At 35.1% G+C, this 18,540-nt stretch carries 15 protein-coding genes; 11 read left to right on the forward strand and 4 right to left on the reverse strand.

Features of this window, described 5'->3' with window-relative positions; genetic code table 11:
- Positions 1-33: 33 nt before the first annotated feature.
- On the reverse strand, positions 34-3,483 hold the full coding sequence (locus AC0UBM_RS17330; RefSeq protein ID WP_475689472.1) for a pyruvate carboxylase: 3,450 nt from the start codon (positions 3,481-3,483) through the stop codon (positions 34-36).
- A 251-nt stretch (positions 3,484-3,734) separates the two neighbouring features.
- Positions 3,735-4,442, reverse strand: a complete 708-nt coding sequence (locus AC0UBM_RS17335) for a membrane or secreted protein (protein WP_475689473.1) — start codon at positions 4,440-4,442, stop codon at positions 3,735-3,737.
- A gap of 570 nt (positions 4,443-5,012) precedes the next feature.
- Between AC0UBM_RS17335 and AC0UBM_RS17340 the strand changes: the two genes are divergently transcribed.
- Positions 5,013-6,749 carry a thiamine pyrophosphate-dependent enzyme gene (locus tag AC0UBM_RS17340; protein WP_475689474.1) on the forward strand — a complete coding sequence of 579 codons (1,737 nt, stop codon included), beginning with the start codon at positions 5,013-5,015 and terminating at the stop codon, positions 6,747-6,749.
- 111 nt (positions 6,750-6,860) lie between these two features.
- On the opposite strand, the gene AC0UBM_RS17345 is transcribed toward AC0UBM_RS17340, so the two are convergent.
- Positions 6,861-7,205 carry a hypothetical protein gene (locus AC0UBM_RS17345; RefSeq protein ID WP_475689475.1) on the reverse strand — a complete coding sequence of 115 codons (345 nt, stop codon included), beginning with the start codon at positions 7,203-7,205 and terminating at the stop codon, positions 6,861-6,863.
- Between the two features lie 350 nt (positions 7,206-7,555).
- Here AC0UBM_RS17345 and AC0UBM_RS17350 point away from each other — a divergent pair, with 350 nt between their 5' ends.
- From AC0UBM_RS17350 to AC0UBM_RS17390, 9 genes are all read left to right on the forward strand, one after another.
- Complete coding sequence (locus AC0UBM_RS17350) at positions 7,556-8,191, forward strand: SanA/YdcF family protein (RefSeq protein WP_475689476.1); 636 nt, start codon at positions 7,556-7,558, stop codon at positions 8,189-8,191.
- A 55-nt stretch (positions 8,192-8,246) separates the two neighbouring features.
- Positions 8,247-9,044, forward strand: coding sequence for an SH3 domain-containing protein (locus AC0UBM_RS17355; protein ID WP_475689477.1), 798 nt, complete (start codon positions 8,247-8,249; stop codon positions 9,042-9,044).
- A 182-nt stretch (positions 9,045-9,226) separates the two neighbouring features.
- Positions 9,227-10,141 (forward strand): cysteine synthase A, encoded by a 915-nt coding sequence (cysK, locus tag AC0UBM_RS17360; RefSeq protein WP_475689478.1) that lies wholly within the window; start codon positions 9,227-9,229, stop codon positions 10,139-10,141.
- Between the two features lie 395 nt (positions 10,142-10,536).
- Positions 10,537-11,337 carry a 3-keto-disaccharide hydrolase gene (locus AC0UBM_RS17365; protein ID WP_475689479.1) on the forward strand — a complete coding sequence of 267 codons (801 nt, stop codon included), beginning with the start codon at positions 10,537-10,539 and terminating at the stop codon, positions 11,335-11,337.
- A 7-nt stretch (positions 11,338-11,344) separates the two neighbouring features.
- Positions 11,345-12,289, forward strand: coding sequence for a sugar phosphate isomerase/epimerase family protein (locus tag AC0UBM_RS17370; RefSeq protein ID WP_475689480.1), 945 nt, complete (start codon positions 11,345-11,347; stop codon positions 12,287-12,289).
- 75 nt (positions 12,290-12,364) lie between these two features.
- On the forward strand, positions 12,365-13,531 hold the full coding sequence (locus AC0UBM_RS17375) for a DUF3095 family protein (protein ID WP_475689481.1): 1,167 nt from the start codon (positions 12,365-12,367) through the stop codon (positions 13,529-13,531).
- A 148-nt stretch (positions 13,532-13,679) separates the two neighbouring features.
- Entirely contained in the window at positions 13,680-14,522 is an 843-nt protein-coding gene (locus AC0UBM_RS17380) for a helix-turn-helix domain-containing protein (RefSeq protein WP_475689482.1), read from the forward strand.
- 390 nt (positions 14,523-14,912) lie between these two features.
- A complete protein-coding gene (locus AC0UBM_RS17385) occupies positions 14,913-15,464 on the forward strand; it encodes a carboxymuconolactone decarboxylase family protein (protein WP_414034201.1) in 552 nt (183 codons plus the stop codon).
- A 32-nt stretch (positions 15,465-15,496) separates the two neighbouring features.
- Positions 15,497-15,880 carry a cupredoxin domain-containing protein gene (locus AC0UBM_RS17390; RefSeq protein WP_475689483.1) on the forward strand — a complete coding sequence of 128 codons (384 nt, stop codon included), beginning with the start codon at positions 15,497-15,499 and terminating at the stop codon, positions 15,878-15,880.
- 83 nt (positions 15,881-15,963) lie between these two features.
- On the opposite strand, the gene AC0UBM_RS17395 is transcribed toward AC0UBM_RS17390, so the two are convergent.
- A complete protein-coding gene (locus AC0UBM_RS17395) occupies positions 15,964-16,356 on the reverse strand; it encodes a hypothetical protein (protein ID WP_414034199.1) in 393 nt (130 codons plus the stop codon).
- 280 nt (positions 16,357-16,636) lie between these two features.
- On the opposite strand from AC0UBM_RS17395, the gene AC0UBM_RS17400 reads away from it, so the two are divergent.
- Positions 16,637-18,484 (forward strand): M1 family metallopeptidase, encoded by a 1,848-nt coding sequence (locus AC0UBM_RS17400; RefSeq protein WP_475689484.1) that lies wholly within the window; start codon positions 16,637-16,639, stop codon positions 18,482-18,484.
- Positions 18,485-18,540 lie beyond the last annotated feature (56 nt).

Here is an 18,540-nt window from a genome sequence, read left to right on the forward strand (position 1 = left end):
CTATTTCTATTAAAAACTTATAAAACCACGTTCCTATTCCAATACAATAATTAAATCATCGGCATGGACCATGCCTCCTGTTTTTCGTATAACCTCTTTTACTGTAGCATCTACAGATGCCGTAATGGTGGTCTCCATTTTCATGGCTTCAATTATAAACAAAGGCTGATTTTTAGTTACTTTATCTCCTTTTTCTACTAATATGGTAGACAACATACCTTGTAATGGCGCACCGATCTGATTCGGATGGGACTTATCAGATTTGATATGTTCTACCGTATCAACTTTAATCGACGTATCTTTTATTTTCACACTTCGTCCTTGGCCATTCACCTTAAAATATACAGTAACCAAGCCTTCATAATTGGCTTCTCCTACAGACTCTAAAGTAATTAGCAGTGTTTTTCCTTTGTCTAATTCTACAATAATTTCTTCTCCCAAATCCATACCATAAAAAAAGTTTTTGGTCGGTAAATTCATCAGGTTATCATATTTTAAATGCTTGTTAAACGCATCGGTAAACACTTTCGGATATAGCTGATAAGACAGGAAATCTGTATACTCTAACTTTCTACTAAAATCCTTTTCGAATGTATCTTTAAACGTCTTAAATTCCTCTTCCAGATCTAAAGGCGGTATATGTGCATTTGGTCTGTCTGTATATGGTTTCTGATCTTTTAAAATAAGTTGCTGGAGTTGCTTCGGAAAACCACCAACCGGCTGTCCGAGATCGCCTTTAAACAAATCGACTACCGACTGCGGAAAGGACATAGAGTCTCCACGCTCAATAACATCTTGCACCGTAAAATGATTACTCACAAGATATTGCGCCATATCTCCTACCACTTTAGAACTTGGTGTGACTTTAACAATATCTCCAAAAAGGGTATTCACTTCGGCATACATTTTTGTAATTTCATGAAAGCGACTTTCTAACCCCAAAGCTTGAGCTTGTGGTTTTAAATTCGAATATTGCCCGCCAGGAATTTCATGATTATACACATCGCCAGAGCCCGACTTTAAACCCGATTCAAACGGATAATAATAGTCTCTCACGGTTTCCCAATAATTAGAATATTCATTTAAAGAATCGATATTTATTGGACTTGCGCGATCTTGATATTTAAGCATCTCGACAATCGAATTAAAATTAGGCTGCGATGTTAACCCCGATAAACCGCCCAAGGCCACATCTACCACATCTACGCCTGCTTCAATCGCTTTTAAATAGGTTGCTGCCTGAACAGACGACGTATCATGTGTATGTAAATGAATGGGAATATTAATCTCCGATTTTAAAGTTGATATCAGCTCGTAAGCGGCATAAGGTTTTAGCAAACCGGCCATATCTTTAACACCTAAAATATGAGCGCCGGCACCTTCAATTTCTTTAGCTAGATTGATATAATAGTTCAGGTTGTATTTTGTGTTATTCGGATTCAAAATATCGTTGGTATAACAAATAGAACCTTCTGCTAATCCATTTGTTCGTGTGCGGACATGCTCGATACAAGGCGCTAAGGATTTCATCCAATTCAACGAATCGAAAATTCGAAATACGTCTACTCCATTTTCCCAAGATTGTTGAACAAATTCACCTATTAAATTATCTGAATACGCTTTGTATCCCACACCATTCGAACCTCGAATAAGCATTTGTAACAATACATTAGGCATGGCTTTACGCAACAGCTGTAATCTTTCCCATGGATTTTCTTGAAGAAACCGTAAACAGACATCAAAGGTTGCTCCGCCCCAAACTTCCATACTAAAAATTTCTGGATGATTTTTAGCATAACCTTCCGCGACCTTTAGCATATCGAACGTTCGCATTCTAGTAGCCAACAGACTTTGGTGCGCATCACGCATGGTCGTATCTGTAAAATGTACTTGTTTTTCATTTTTTAACCATTCCGAAAATTTATCCGGTCCTAATTTGGTTAAAAGATCCTTAGTGCCTTCAGGATACGTTGCGTTAGAATCGAATTTAGGCACCTTTGGTTTGATAAATGTTTTTGTAGTATCTACCTTTTTAACATCGGCATTCCCATTAACCACAATATCGCCTAGATATGTAATTAATTTAGTAGCTCTATTTTTAGGCGCTTTAAAGACAAATAAATCTGTATTAGCTTTTATAAAGTTTACTGTTACTTTTCCTTGCCTAAAGGTTTCATGTTTTAGAATATTATCCAGAAATGGCATATTGGTTTTAACACCGCGGATTCTAAACTCGGCTAAAGCACGACGAATTTTACGACTTGCACCGTCTAAAGTTCTTCCATGTGCGGTAACTTTTACTAGCATAGAATCGAAGAAAGGCGAAATAACAGCACCCTGATAAATACTTCCTGCATCTAAACGGATTCCAAATCCTGCCGCACTTCGGTAAGCAGACACCGTTCCGTAATCGGGTTTAAAATCGTTTTGAGGATCTTCTGTTGTAATTCTGCACTGTAAAGCGTAGCCACTTATTTTTATGGCATCTTGACTCGGAATTTTAATTTGCTCGTCCGATAGTTTATAACCGCCAGCAATAAAGAGTTGCGCTTTTATTAAATCTATATTCGTTATCACTTCGGTAACTGTATGCTCTACTTGCACTCTTGGATTGACTTCAATAAAATAGATTTCGTCATTTTCAACTAAAAACTCAACTGTACCAATATTATTATAATCTACAGCTTTACATATTTTTAAAGCATAATCGTATAACGCTTGCTTGGTTTTTACCGATAAATCAAACGAAGGCGCAAACTCGATTACTTTTTGATAACGCCGTTGCACCGAACAATCCCGTTCAAACAAATGCACCATATTACCATGGTTATCGGCTACAATCTGAATCTCGATATGCTTCGGATTTTCTACAAATTTTTCTAGAAACACCGTATCATCTCCAAAAGCATTCAAAGCTTCTCGCTTACTTTCGTTAAACGCACTTTTAAGCTCCTCTTCCTCTCTAATCACCCGCATTCCTCGTCCGCCACCACCAGAAGCCGCCTTAAGCATAATGGGATATCCAATAATTTCGGCCTCAGATAAGGCTACATCTATATCGGTTAATGGTTTACTATTACTTCTTATTATTGGAATATCGTTTTCTACGGCGACGCGTTTCGCCATAATTTTATCTCCTAACGATTTTAAAACGGAAACTTTTGGTCCGATAAAAATAATACCATGATCTTCGCAAGCCTGCGCGAAATTGGCGTTTTCTGATAAAAATCCGTATCCCGGATGTATGGCATCTGCACCATGTTCTACCGCAACTTTAATAATACTTTCAATATCTAAATACGGTTTTAAAGGTTCGTTATCTTCCCCTACTTGGTAGGATTCGTCTGCTTTATAGCGATGTAAGGAATACCGATCCTCGAAGGTGTAAATCCCTATAGTTTTGACATTAATTTCTGTGCAGGCCCTAAAAATTCTGATGGCTATTTCACCGCGATTGGCGACAAGTACTGTTTTGATTTTCAATTTATTTGGGTTTTAGTTTGTTATTTTTCACTTAAATTTAATGACATTTATTTACAATTAATATCTTTTTCACTTTTTAATGTAAATGATTTTTTTCACGGTATAAAACACTGCAAATCCCGACTTTAGAAATGAAATAATAAGATCTAAAACTAAATCCAACAAAAAATCCAATGCCCATGAGCATTGGATTTTTAAGATAAGAGTGTACTTATGTATGTTATTACACCACCTACTGTAGCATGTAATATTTAGTCTCTAATACTCCATACTTCATGAATAGGATCGCCTTTACTTGACTTACCTGAATGATGCCAATTTCCATCAATAAGTTCAAAATTAAAAGATAAAGACAAACCGACTTTAGAATTATCTTTAGAAAAGAACGCAATATTTTCGGTATACTTGCCATTATTAGTGGTGTACGTACCACCGCCAGTACCTTTAAATTCTTTTGTTTCTGTATTATAAGCTATCCATTGAAATCGGGTTCCTGATAGTATTTTGATCGTTTTTCGCGGGCCTGTTGTATCTCGCGATTGTACCGTCCCATCTTTAACTCTTCCAGACATTAACCACGCGCCTTGCAACGCTCCCGGTGTTCCATTGTCTATTTGGGTAAATGTTGTATTGCTTTCAATGTGTTTAAGTTTAGAATCCGTTATACTCACGCTATAACTAATTGTTGAGCCAACCCGATCCGAATTAGAAGAATCAAACTCTATGTGTTCTGTCATATTATCTCCTTCTATTTTCCAACGTCCTCCTGTGGTACTTACAAATTCGCCTGTACTGGCATCAAACGCTGTTAATACGTAGTACCCATCCGTATATATCATAACATGTTTTACCTTGACGTGTTCGGAGATCGAATAACGCTCCCAAGCTCCAATTAATCCTTGTGCATGTAATCCGAAGGACAAACAGAAACAAACTAATAATCCTATATATTTTTTCATAATGTTTTAATTTATAGTGTTTAAAGTAAAAATAATAAAAGTAAAATATTTATTGAACAGAAATTTAAAAAGGCATGTTAAGATTCATCCGTTTTAACACAGCTAAAAACCTCCACCCCTTTATGGAGGTATTATACTTTAAATATGTGTATTGTATTGCGGTAAAACCAATGATTATAAAGCACCAAATTCGGCCTTTTATCTTTACTATTTACTAAAATTGCGATACATTATTCGTGAGTTTTTTATTATACTTTTGACACACTGTGACACAAACTGAACCGTTATGAATTTGGTAGCAACCGACTGAAACGAAGTTAGGATTTACAAGAGGTTTTGTTCGAGTCTTGTTCAGATCTTGTTCGGTAACGCTTCGGGTGTGTTTTCCGAAAATGGCTCCTTTTACAAATCAGACACGAATCTGATCTTAATCCACCCTTAAAAACAACTTTTTTTGGTGTAACAACTTCTCAAGGATATAAGTTAACAAAACTTTACACCCCTTTACTCCTCCTATTTTGTAATTTTATTTGAATAAGTCAAGGAAAACGCACAAAAAAAAAAAGAATTATGGGAAAGAAAGTAGCAGACCAAATTGTAGAAATGCTAGTAAGCAACAATGTAAAACGCATTTATGCGGTTACGGGAGATAGCTTAAATGAATTAAATGATGCCGTTAGGCGAAGTGGAAAGATTAAATGGATTCATGTCCGTCATGAAGAAGTTGGTGCTTACGCTGCTGCTGCCGAAGCCGAATTAGACGGCCTTGCCTGTTGTGCAGGAAGTAGTGGTCCTGGCCATGTGCATTTAATAAATGGTTTATACGATGCAAACCGTTCCGGAGTTCCTGTAATTGCTATTGCGTCTACCATTAATACGCCAGAATATGGAGTAGATTATTTTCAAGCGACCAACACTTATAAATTATTCGATGATTGTAGTGTATATAATGAACTGGCGAGCACACCAAAACAAGTCCCACGGATGTTACAAGCCGCCATACAAAACGCTGTACATAAAAAAGGTGTAGCAGTCTTTGGATTACCTGGCGATGTATCTGCCATGCCTGCTGAAGAAAGTGCCACATCTATGTATAATTTTCATGGCGAAACCATTTTACGACCAACAGATACCGAGTTACATAAACTGGCAGATTTAGTAAATAAACATCCTAAAATTTCCATTTATTGTGGTATCGGAGCACGCGAAGCTCACGACGATATTATTAAATTGGCAACCTTATTAAAAGCACCCATTGGCTATTCCTTTAGAGGAAAAATGGGTATGCAATATAACAATCCGTTTGAGGTTGGAATGACAGGACTCTTAGGAGTGCCGTCTGCCTTCCATGCCATGCACGAATCGGATGTGGTTATCCTTTTAGGAACAGATTTCCCTTACGAACATTTTATGCCCGTAAAAAACAAAATCATTCAGATAGACGAAAAGCCCGAACGTTTAGGGAGACGTGCAAAACTAGAAATGGGATTGTCTGGAAAAATTACAGATACCATCTCGGCTTTATTACCATTAATAAAAGATAAAGAAGACGATAGTTTTTTAAAAGCACAATTACAGATTTATGATAAAGTTAAAGAGAACCTAGATATTTATGTTAATGCAAGCGGATCTGAAAACCATATTAGCCCCGAGTTTGTAGCTTCGACTATAAATAAAATGGCAAATGACGATACGGTTTTTACGGTAGATACCGGTATGTGTTGCGTTTGGGGAGCCAGATATATTGAAGGGACTGGAAAACGAATGATGTTAGGCTCATTTAATCATGGTTCTATGGCCAATGCCATGCCCATGGCAATTGGTGCTCAATTAGCTTATCCAGAACGTCAAGTGATAGCCTTTTGTGGAGACGGTGGCTTGTCTATGTTACTAGGCGATTTGGCTACGATTAAACAGTATAATCTACCTATAAAACTCATCGTTTTTAACAACCGTTCTTTAGGTATGGTACAGCTAGAAATGCAAGTAGAAGGTTTACCTAATAATGAAACGGATATGATTAATCCAGATTTTGCCATGATAGCAGAAGCTATGGGCTTTAAAGGTATTTCGGTCACAGAGCCTGATCATGTAAAAACGGCTTTAACCGAAGCTTTTATACACGACGGTCCTGTTTTAGTTAATATTTTCACCAATCCGCAAGCCTTAGCAATGCCTCCAGAAATGGAATTCGATCAGATGAAAGGCTATGCATTGTCTATAAGTAAAATGATTTTAGGTGGACGTATGGATGAAGTCTTAGAAATGGTAAAAACAAATTATAAGCACATGAAAGAAGTGTTATAAATAAATTACTGCACAACTTAAAAATCAATTCAATCACATCGTACCGGTGTTATTCCCATATCAAGAAAAGATAGGTTTAACATCGGTACGTTGTTTATAAATTTCTGGTTACTAACCACGTTGCATCATTTTATGTTTAGAATGGTTTAGCGCGAGATAATTAATGCCAGCCACTACACCGCCAATACATACTATTATTCCAGAATGTATGGCATTTAGAATAATAAAATCTCTGGTCCCTCCCGATAAAATGGAATACCATAGAAATGGACAAAACACACCTACTAAAGCGATATTTCGACCGGTTTGCATGCCTTTTTTATACAAAAGACTGTTTTTGGATGTCTTTTTAGGTGTTACATGTTTTCCTTTAACTGCCTCTACACAGGTTTTACCGACCAAAATATAGGGACACGCTTGAATAACAGCTTTAAAAAAATGACTTACTGATTTCATATACATAGTTTTAAATAATTATACACGATATAATTAGAAATTACAAAATAATCATATGCACTAAAAAGCATATATCAACTCAAAAAAAGAGCCCACCTCTACTCCAATCTAGCTAACGTATTCTAATATTCTGAGTTTCTATCAAAAACATATGCAATATAACACATATGAATAATTACTCCAAATCTTTATACCTAAAAATATGAATTCCGCTCATACAATAGAGAAGGCCTAAAGAACTGTTAAGATTTTAATCTTACATCCTTTCCTACAGTCAAACCACTTACATTTATAGTAGATTGTATCGCCGTATATTTATAAAACATATTGTATTAAAGATATCAAAACCAATGAAAAAGAAAATTATAATCGTACTATCTCTGCTCATTTTGTTCAACTTAGTACTTATATATGCTGCTAATATGGCCATTGAATCTAATGCAAAGAATAAAACATTTACGAAGTCTAATCAGATCAAGAAAAATAAGGTCGGATTGGTACTTGGAACGTCTAAGTTTCTAACGAACGGAGAACTTAATTTATACTTTAAATATAGAATAGATGCTACGGTAGATTTATTTAAAAATGGAAAAATTGATTTTGTCCTTGTAAGCGGAGACAACGGAAATAAGAACTACAACGAACCTACAGATTTTAAAGAATCTTTAATAGAACGCGGTATTCCCGAATATAAAATAATCTTAGATTATGCCGGTTTTAGAACATTAGATTCTGTTGTGCGTGCCAAAGACATATTTGGACAGACAGAACTCACAATAATATCTCAGCAATTCCATAATGAAAGAGCGATTTATTTAGCGAATAAAAACGGCATGAACGCTATTGGTTTTAATGCTAAAGACGTCTCTACTCGTTATGGACTAAAAGTAGAACTTCGAGAATATTTAGCACGTACTAAAGTGTTTTTAGACATTTTGTTTGGCGTACAACCAAAGTTTCTCGGCGAGAAAATCATAATAAGTTAATACCTTTCCGTTTTAGTCTACATGATGTCTTGAGAACCTTATCAAAAATTTATAAATGAACAAACTAACTCTTTTTATCCTCCTATTTTCATGCCTATCTTATGGTCAAGACATTGCATATTACAACACGTATTCCGATTTCGAAAGTGGAAAAAACTATGTCATGTTCGGAGACCATGTCGCCTTTCGAGCCAAACCGGATACCACATCTAAGGCTATAGATGTTTTACCTATCGGTTCTGAAATTCAGATTCTAGAAAAAGCAACACAGACTGTGCTCTATAACGGAATAGCATCGCACTACTATAAAGTAAAATATAAGGATCAGGAAGGATACGTCTTAGGTGCATTGATTTCTTTAGGACAAAAAGAAAAAGGAACGTCTAAATACTTTTATACATACAGCAAGAAAGACGATTCGTACTACATTGTAATCCGTCATTTAAATGAAGCTTTAGAGATCAACGAAGTCACTTCTGAGCTTGAAACCCATACTTTTTCAGTAGAACTTTACGACAATAAACGGCTTGTAGATGTAGACCAAATTATTTATATAAATTATCTAGCAGAAGCTTGTGGTGTAGAAGGTGGTGGTATTTACTTTTTTAAAGCGCATGGTACCATGACCAAAGCATTCTCAATTTCTCAAATTTCGGATGCCGGAGTCTATTGGTTTCATGAAGAACTTGTTTTTCCTAACGACACCGATGGCGTTGAAGGAAAACTAGTTTACAAAAAGGAATATGGTATATATCAAGACGAAGCGACAAATTGGGTAGAAGTGAATACCGTGAGTCGCGAGTTACAATGGATAGATGGTGAAATCGTTCCGAAGTTAAATATCGAAAATTAAATCTATGATGATGCAATAAATATTATTGTCGCCTTAGAAAGCCTGAAGAAATCGCTCTTATATACGCAAAATTCATTAATTTTATAATTCAATAAATTGAGTGACTGTATCACTCAATTTTTCACATTTTACTCCATTAGGAACCGTTTAAGAATTAAACACTTAGACATTAAACACATCATATGAAAATCAATAACATTTTAGAAGGTATTGGTAACACTCCAGTAGTGAAATTAGATAAATTATTTCCGAATGCGAACGTTTGGATGAAACTTGAAAAATACAATCCGGGAGGAAGTATTAAAGATAGGATAGCTTTAGCGATGATTGAAGATGCCGAACAAAAAAACATCTTAACTAAAGATACCCAAATCATAGAGCCTACATCTGGAAATACTGGTATTGGTCTTGCTATGGTAGCCGCTGTTAAAAACTACGATTTAACCTTGGTAATGCCAGAATCTATGTCTGTAGAGCGAAGAGCTTTAATGGCCGCTTACGGCGCAAAACTTGTATTAACACCGAAAGAATTAGGTTTAGGTGGTACGATAGCAAAGGCAAAAGAATTGGTTGAAAACAATAAAAATGCATGGATGCCGTCTCAGTTTACCAATCCTGCAAATCCAAAAATACACGAAGACACCACAGCTTTAGAAATTGTTGAAGATTTCCCAGAGGGCATAGATTATCTAATCACAGGTGTTGGAACAGGTGGTCACATTAGTGGTATGTCTAAAGTATTAAAAAACAAATTTGCCAATGTTAAAGTATTTGCTGTAGAGCCTTCAGATTCTCCAGTAATATCGGGAGGTGAGCCAGGACCACATGCCTTACAAGGTATCGGACCAGGATTTATTCCAGAGACATTTAACACAGATCTAATAGACGGTGCTATCCAGGTTACCAAAGAAGAAGCATTTGCAGAAGTTCAGAAAATTGCTAAAACTGAAGGAATTTTAGTTGGTATTTCTACCGGAGCATCTTTAGCCGCGGTTAGAAAGCAATTAGAAAAGACGTCTAGTGATAAGGTTATTCTAACTATGAATTACGATACAGGAGAACGTTATCTTTCTATAGACGGTTTATTTAAAGCATAATGCAATAATTAATTAGATTAAGACTCTAACTTCAATCCAGAATTAATAAAGCGCCATGAAACTTATTTCATGGCGCTTTATTTTTTTTGTTGACTTGAACCTCAATAAAACAGAAAGGTGTAACAAGTCGGTTTACGTTTTATTGAATAATTAAGACTGAAGTCCGACATATCTTTTATCTTTCTTAAAATATTTAGAGATTTTACTAAGTTTCAATTAGTTTTACTATTTTAGAGCAAGTCAACGTAGCGACCAATAAAACAATGGTCTGAGTGGTATAGATTGAGTGCTTATCTTTTATAAAAATTGCATGGTGCTTACAGCAAAATCATGGTACAGACAGATTCACAACATCACTAAATCCATGATTATTTGGCATTAAAACCTCAATCAAAATGATTCATTCTAGAATATTTCTATCCGTATTATCAGTAATACTGTTAAGCTCCTGCAACTTTAAAACGACAAATAAAACCGATAACACAACGAGTGAATGGATATATCTTTTTAATGGTAAAGATTTAGAGGATTGGACTATAAAAATTAATCACCACGATGTAAACGATAATTACGCAAATACCTTTAGAGTTGTAGATAGCACGCTTCAAATAAATTACGATGGCTATTCTGAATTTGGACGACGCTTTGGTCATATCTATTACAACAAACCCTTTTCTTCTTATCACCTAAAGTTTGAATATCGTTTTACAGACCAGTGGATGGAAGATGCACCTCAAGGTACCTATAGAAATAGCGGTGTTATGATTCATTCTCAAGATCCGAAAACCATGACTAAAGATCAGGATTGGCCAACATCGATAGAATATCAAATTTTGGCAGAGAAAACAGCTGGTGAACCTAGAACAACAGCTAATGTGTGTACTCCTAAAACAGAGGTGTTTTTTAAAGGCGAGATGGATTCTAGACATTGCGTGCCTTCAAGTTCTAAAACCTACACATGGAACCAATGGCTTTCGGGAGAAATTATTGTGTACCAAGATTCACTTATAAAACATATCGTAGATCGGGATACGGTACTTCAATATACAAAACCTCAAATTAGTCGTGGCCGATTAGATGTAAACGACATTAATTATAAGAACGAAGGTCAATTATTAAAAGCAGGATATATCGCTTTGCAGGCCGAAGGACAAGGTATAGAATTTAGAGAAATAAAAATTAAAACTATTAATTAATAATATTATGGCGACTACACTAAACAGGTCCTTTTCAGAATTAAAACAAATGTTAATTGCGACTGCATTGTTACTGTCTTTTAGTTTACAATCTCAGTCTTTAACACCGACTACCGATTCTAAACCGGAAGATTTCAAAATATCCCTAGCCCAATGGTCGCTACACAGAGCTTTTAATACCGGAAGTTTAAATCCTACAGATTTTCCTGTAATCGCCACTTCTTATGGTATTTATTCTATAGAACTTGTTAATAGTTTTTATAAAACCAAAGCAAACGATATGGCCTATTGGGAAACCTTTAAACAAAAATGTGAGGACGCCAATGTAAACGTCGGACTTATTATGTGTGATGGTTTAGGGCATTTAGGAGATGCCGATGCACAGAAACGACAAAAAACCGTAGAAAATCATTTTGCTTGGGTAGATATCGCCAAATACCTAGGCGCACATTCAATACGTGTAAATGCAGCAGGTAAAGGTAGCTCTGATGAGGTTGCGTTATATGTTATAGATGGATTGACTAAATTGGGAAAATATGGTGCCTCTAAGGGTATTAACATTATTGTAGAAAATCACGGTGGCTATTCTTCTAACGGAGCATGGCTTGCAAACGTTATGGAAAATGTAAATATGGAAAATGTAGGAACGCTACCCGATTTTGGAAATTTTTGTATGACCAGAGATACCAATAGAAATTGTTTAGATGAATACGATCGTTATAAAGGAATGACCGAATTAATGCCTTTTGCCAAGGGCGTTAGTGCTAAATCACACGACTTTGATGCGAATGGTAAAGAGACTAAATCGGACTTCTTTAAAATGATGGCTATTGTAAAAGCATCTGGTTATAAAGGTTATATAGGCATAGAATATGAAGGCCGTGAACTGTCTGAAGACGAAGGTATAAAAGCTACCAAAGCATTGATAGAAAATGTATTAGCCAAACTATAATAAAAACCAAATACTACAAAAAGGAAATTTCTACGCGAAAAACAACCTTTTTTAAAGACCTCAGCATCCTTCCATATGACCCATACTAACGTCTTAGAATTCTATACAAAACTTAAAAGCTCGGAAAAAAACCTTGTAGATTTATTAGCATGTGAATCCTGTTTTTCTGAGGTTCCCGATACTTGGCACATTGTGGTTGTAGATATTCAGAATTCCACACGAGCGGTCGATTCTGGAAATCATCATCAAGTCAATTTAACCGCTACAGGTTCAATAATTTCCGTTTTAAATGCGTTACGAAAAGAAAAAAAAGGTATTGAAATTCCTTATTTTTTTGGAGGAGATGGTGCCACGTTTATTATTCCTACTTTATTTTTAAATAATATAATACTGATTTTAGAAAACTACAGTTTTCACATTAAAACAAACACCAATTTAACCCTTAGAGTTGGCCATGTTTCGGTTAGACATTTAATCACTCTAAAATCTAATCTTAAAATAGCGAAACATAAGCTCACCAACCAATTATCAATTCCTATTGTTATAGGCAACGGATTGAAATTAGCCGAAGACATCATTAAACATGATTTTGAAAAAAATAACGCGACCCATTTCGAAAAAGACCTTTTAAATTTAGAAGGTATGGAATGCCGATGGAAGCAGATTAATCCGGACCAGTCACAAAATAAAGTGGTTTGTTTATTATTAGATGCACTACATGAAACCGATCAAAGGGCTATTTATAGAGACATTATTAACCAAATGGATACTATATTTGGGACCTTTGAAAATAGACAACCTATAAAATCGAATAAATTAAAATTGAATTTTAGTATTCGTAACATTTTGGAAGAGATGAAAATTAGTCTCGCCAATCGGGATTGGATGTATGTAACCAAAAAATGGGTATCCACCCTTTTTGGAAAATTCTATCTAAATCTAAGTCAGAATGGAAAACAATACTTAAAACAAATTGGTCAGTTGTCTCATACTTTTATGCTGGACGGTATGATTAATACCATTTTCACCGCCGAACAAGATAAAATAGACCAATTTGTAGCTTATCTAAATCGGTTAGAAAACGAAAAAAAGATAATCTATGGCATTCATATTACACATGCTTCTGTAATGTCTTGTTATGTACTGGATCGAAAAACAAAGCATTCTCACTTTGTAGATGGCACAGAAGGTGGTTATACTTCGGCAGCTAAAATGTTTAAAATAAAAAAAAAGATGAGCTAATCGGTGTTTAATTACAATTCAAAACACTTAAAAGCAAACTAATATAATTTATCATTTTCCTAGGCGAACGATTTATAATACATCAGTTACCTCCAAATAATTTTCTTTTTTTTTGTAATTTTTAATTGACTCATTAGACTTATTGAACATGACTCACACTTTTAATGAATTTTCTACTAATGCCATTTTCAATATTGGAAATGAGCATGACTTGGTGCCTTTTAAAAAAGCGAAGCAATCTGAATTTTACACCTTTATTTGGGCAAAATCGGATCCTGTAGAATTAATTATAGACAGTGTACCTTTTACAGTCGAGCCACACAGTATATTGGCTCTTACGCCTATTCAATACCTTCAGTATATTTCTGGACGCGATGTTACCATATATCAGTTTAATCAAGAATTTTACTGTATTAAAGATCACGATCAAGAAGTGAGTTGCGTGGGTATACTTTTCTTTGGAAATATCAATATTCCAGTAATTCATTTAAATGCAGTCGAACAAGAAAAATTTGAAACACTACACGAAGTTTTTATAGACGAATTAGAGACCGAAGACAACATACAAGCAGAAATGCTTAGAATGCTAATGGCTCGTTTTATTATAAAAAGTACGCGATTATTAAAGGCTAAGGCAGGTATAATTGAAACCCCTAAAAGCTCTAAAGTGGATTTACTACGTGAGTTTAATTTCTTGGTAGAACAACATTTTAAAACAGAACACAGTGTAGCCTTCTACGCCGACAAATTATATAAGTCGCCTAAAACCTTATCTAATAATTTTGCAAAACTAAACAGAAGTCCGTTGCATATTATTCATCAGCGTATTGTACTGGAAGCAAAACGTCTATTAAGTTATACCGATAAAACCACTAAAGAAATTGCTTACGAGATTGGTTTTGAAGATGCCTCGCATCTGAGCCGATTATTCAAAAAACACACCACCTTATCCCCTTCAGACTTTAAAAAACGTCTAAATACCTCAAGTTAGGAAAAATTGACATGCCGTTGGGCAAATTCTTCATTTTATAGCGTCTCCTTCTATCGCATCTTTGCATTGTAATATTAAAACAATAACAAGATGAAATTAAAAAACATATCCATATTCAACCTGATTGAAATATTTACCAACAATAGAAAAGTTGCGATCAAGACAATCAACACCGAATCACATTGCGATCAAAAGCACATTCACGATTATTATTGTGATGCCGAAAACCCATATGTAGGCAATTTCTAAGCACAAGGGAAAAAATGACATGCTTTAGGGAATAACACCTATTTTTTATCACCCTATTCTAGCACAACATTGTACCAACAAAATTTATAAAAATAAACATCAATAACAGCTGAATTCATTTCAGAATAAACATTTAAAATTATGAATACATTTAACCATATCCCTTCAAGAGAAGACGTAAGCACAAACAACCAAGCTATTTTCGACAACTTAAAAAAAGCTGTAGGTTTTGTACCTAATTTATACGCTACTTACGCACATAGTGATACTGCTCTAGAAAACTATTTAAACTTTGCTAATGCAAAAACTTCTTTATCTGCTAAAGAAAAAGAGGTTGTAAATCTTGCCGTTAGTCAAGTTAACGATTGTTTATATTGTCTTTCTGCACATACAGCCATCGGGAAGATGAATGGTTTTACAGATGCTCAAATCTTAGAATTAAGAGCAGGATATTCTTCAGTAAATAACAAATTAGATGCGTTAGCGAAATTAGCTAAAAACATTACTGAAAACAGAGGAAAAACGGACGAAGCGGTTTTAGAAAACTTCTTTAATGCGGGCTATACAAAAGGAAATTTAATAGACACCATTGCTTTAGTGGGCGACAAAACAATTTCTAATTACATACATAGTACAACCCAAGTTCCTGTAGATTTCCCAGTAGCACAACCTTTAGAATTAGAAACCATTTAAGACTAACAAATAACACAAAAAAACAATAAAAGATGAAAAAATTTATAGCAGTAATCGTATTCGCATTAGCCTTCACCGTATCAGGACAGGCACAAGATAAAATGAACGCTAAGGCAACAACAGTGGCTTTGGAGCAAACTAAAGGAGCGTTTACTCAGAAATCTCTTACCCTAAAAGAAGGTGATTATATTTTTGAGATCGCAAACAAAAACGTTGGTCATCAAGTTGGTTTTGTATTAGTACCAAAGGGTAAAGATGCATCTAACCCAGAAAACCACATTAGTACCGCGTATGTTACAAAGGCCGTAGAAAACAATACCACAGAAAGTAGTAAAGTAACGTCACTTGAAAAAGGAGAATACGTATATTTCTGTCCGTTAAACCCAACACCTCAGTACACCTTAACTGTGGAGTAATTTTTCGGAATATCTAAAAAAAGCTGGACTCTTTGTATAGAGTCCAGCTTTTTTGCCTTCTATTATAAAATAACTAATTTCTGTTAGTCTAAATCATTTTTAGGCTGAATAACATTCTTAAAAGTCGGCCCCTGTTCGGTCATACTTGCCGCTCCTTTTTTATTGATTTTAAACGTAATATCTTTTGTTGTTGTAAATAAAATAACCGACGAAAAAGACGTTTTTAAATAAGGTTTTAAATATTCGAAGGCTTCATCTAAAGTGTATTCAAATTCCTCATCCTCTGTTTCTTTAGATTGATAACGTAATTTCACTAACACTTTAAAATCGTTATCAGAGTAAACGGGTCTAACAAATATATTTTTCAAGTTTGGTTTCCCTATGGTCTTTGCCATAGTTAACTTGGCAAATCGGCCTTCTTGAACACTTTCTTTTACGTGTTCCCAGAAAAGAACAAACACATCTTGGTAAGGCATAAACTAAAAATTAAGGATATAATAATTTGATGTTGCAAATTTAATACTAATAATTCGATTAATAAATCCGATCCCATGTTAATCCTGAAATAGTAGAGACAAACAAAATAAACCCTGTTGTGCTTTCTCGGCTAAAGGGTTTTGGATATTGTGAATTCATAAAATTTATCTCCTGTTTATTGGAAATCTTAAATAATTACAAGAAGTTTTATAAAGGATGATGTCTTATTTCTTATCGGCTTCGCTTTTTCATACTTTAGTGACCAAAGAAATATCCCTAATGAAAAAAGTCTTTATTCTAGCAGTCTGCTGCATCTTCGCGTTTACCAATTGTAAACAACCTAAAGAAAACACTATTACAAATACCTATGCAGAAGAACCGCATTCCTTTGCGCAACCAAACCAGGCCGTAATTACACATTTAGATTTAGATATTGCTGTGGACTTCGATACGCAAATAATTAGCGGAACGGCTACTTATAATATCAAAAACAACAGTGCCAAAGAAATCATTTTAGACGCAAAATATTTAAATATTATAGATGTAAAAGCCGATGGAGAACAAACAGCATTCACTTTAGGTGATTCGGATGAAAAACTTGGACAACCATTAGCGATAAGCATTCAAGAGACGACTAAAAAAATTGCCATCACCTATCAGACTACAGATAAAACAGAAGCCTTGCAATGGTTAAATGCCCAACAAACGGCAGATAAAACAAATCCTTTTCTCTTTACTCAAGGTCAAGCTATTTTAACCCGAACTTGGATTCCGATTCAAGATAGTCCGCAAATTCGTATTACCTATAACGCAACGGTAAAAGTACCCTCAGAATTAATGGCGGTAATGAGTGCCGAAAACCCTAAAGAAAAAACAGCCGATGGTGTGTATACCTTTAAAATGACACAACCTATTCCCGCCTATCTTATTGCACTTGCCATTGGAGATATAGAATATAAAGCCATAAGCAATAGAACCGGTGTTTATGCTGAAAAATCTATGATTGAAAAAGCACATGCCGAATTTTCAGATATGGAGAAAATGGTCGCTACTGCCGAGAATTTATATGGCGCCTACGATTGGGAACAATTTGATGTTATAGTCCTTCCTCCTAGTTTCCCGTTTGGTGGTATGGAAAACCCTAGATTAACCTTTGCAACACCAACAGTTATCGCTGGGGATAAAAGTTTAACCACTTTAGTCGCTCACGAATTGGCACATTCCTGGTCTGGAAACCTTGTAACCAATGCCACGTGGAATGACTTTTGGCTTAACGAAGGCTTTACCGTTTATTTTGAGATTAGAATTATGGAAGCCCTTTATGGCAAAGAACGTGCCGACATGCTCGCATTAATTGGACGCCAAGATTTAGACGATGAATTAGAATCTTTAAAAGAAAGTCCGAATGACACCAAACTAAAATTAGATTTAAAAGGTCGTGATCCTGACGATGGAATGAATAGTATTGCATACGACAAAGGCTATTTATTTTTAAGAACCTTAGAAGAAAAAGTAGGTCGTAAAAATATGGATGCTTTTTTAAAATCCTACTTTAAAACGCATGCCTTTTCTACCACAAACACAGAAGATTTTATCACCTATCTAAATACTAATTTATTAGATAAAAACAATATTAAATTTAATACAAAAGAGTGGATTTACGAGGCAGGTATTCCAGATAATGCCGCGGTTATAAAATCTGATGCCTTTACAACCGTTAAAAATGTATTAACCACCTTTATCGAAACCGATGCAATCGACACTGCAAAAACTAGTGAATGGACCCCACAGGAATGGGTTTATTTTATCCGAAACTTCCCTGAAGATATCACCACGTCACAGATGCAACACTTAGACGATACCTTTAATTTTTCGGAATCGACAAACTCTTATATCACTATGGTCTGGTTTGAGCAGTCTATATTAAATAACTATCACGGAAATGATGTAGATACACGAATTTCTAAATTCTTAAACACAGTCGGCAGACGCTGGTATGTAACAACACTCTTTAAAACCTTTAAAAAAGCCGATCGCATTGACGAAGCCTTAGCAATTTATAAAACCGCACGACCTAACTACCACACGGTAACAGCAAATACAATTGATGCTTTATTAAACGAATAACACATACAGACGTAACAACAAAGGAATCAAATATATACCTGTTTTTTAAAATTAAC

The sequence above is a fragment of the Formosa sp. F44 genome, from assembly GCF_056238645.1.

Coding starts and splice junctions, on each gene's coding strand:
- AC0UBM_RS17335 (WP_475689473.1), bottom strand. CDS start 4,442: ATGAAAAAATATATAGGATTATTAGTTTGTTTCTGTTTGTCCTTCGGA.
- AC0UBM_RS17340 (WP_475689474.1), top strand. CDS start 5,013: ATGGGAAAGAAAGTAGCAGACCAAATTGTAGAAATGCTAGTAAGCAAC.
- AC0UBM_RS17345 (WP_475689475.1), bottom strand. CDS start 7,205: ATGAAATCAGTAAGTCATTTTTTTAAAGCTGTTATTCAAGCGTGTCCC.
- AC0UBM_RS17350 (WP_475689476.1), top strand. CDS start 7,556: ATGAAAAAGAAAATTATAATCGTACTATCTCTGCTCATTTTGTTCAAC.
- AC0UBM_RS17355 (WP_475689477.1), top strand. CDS start 8,247: ATGAACAAACTAACTCTTTTTATCCTCCTATTTTCATGCCTATCTTAT.
- cysK (WP_475689478.1), top strand. CDS start 9,227: ATGAAAATCAATAACATTTTAGAAGGTATTGGTAACACTCCAGTAGTG.
- AC0UBM_RS17365 (WP_475689479.1), top strand. CDS start 10,537: ATGATTCATTCTAGAATATTTCTATCCGTATTATCAGTAATACTGTTA.
- AC0UBM_RS17370 (WP_475689480.1), top strand. CDS start 11,345: ATGGCGACTACACTAAACAGGTCCTTTTCAGAATTAAAACAAATGTTA.
- AC0UBM_RS17375 (WP_475689481.1), top strand. CDS start 12,365: ATGACCCATACTAACGTCTTAGAATTCTATACAAAACTTAAAAGCTCG.
- AC0UBM_RS17380 (WP_475689482.1), top strand. CDS start 13,680: ATGACTCACACTTTTAATGAATTTTCTACTAATGCCATTTTCAATATT.
- AC0UBM_RS17385 (WP_414034201.1), top strand. CDS start 14,913: ATGAATACATTTAACCATATCCCTTCAAGAGAAGACGTAAGCACAAAC.
- AC0UBM_RS17390 (WP_475689483.1), top strand. CDS start 15,497: ATGAAAAAATTTATAGCAGTAATCGTATTCGCATTAGCCTTCACCGTA.
- AC0UBM_RS17395 (WP_414034199.1), bottom strand. CDS start 16,356: ATGCCTTACCAAGATGTGTTTGTTCTTTTCTGGGAACACGTAAAAGAA.
- AC0UBM_RS17400 (WP_475689484.1), top strand. CDS start 16,637: ATGAAAAAAGTCTTTATTCTAGCAGTCTGCTGCATCTTCGCGTTTACC.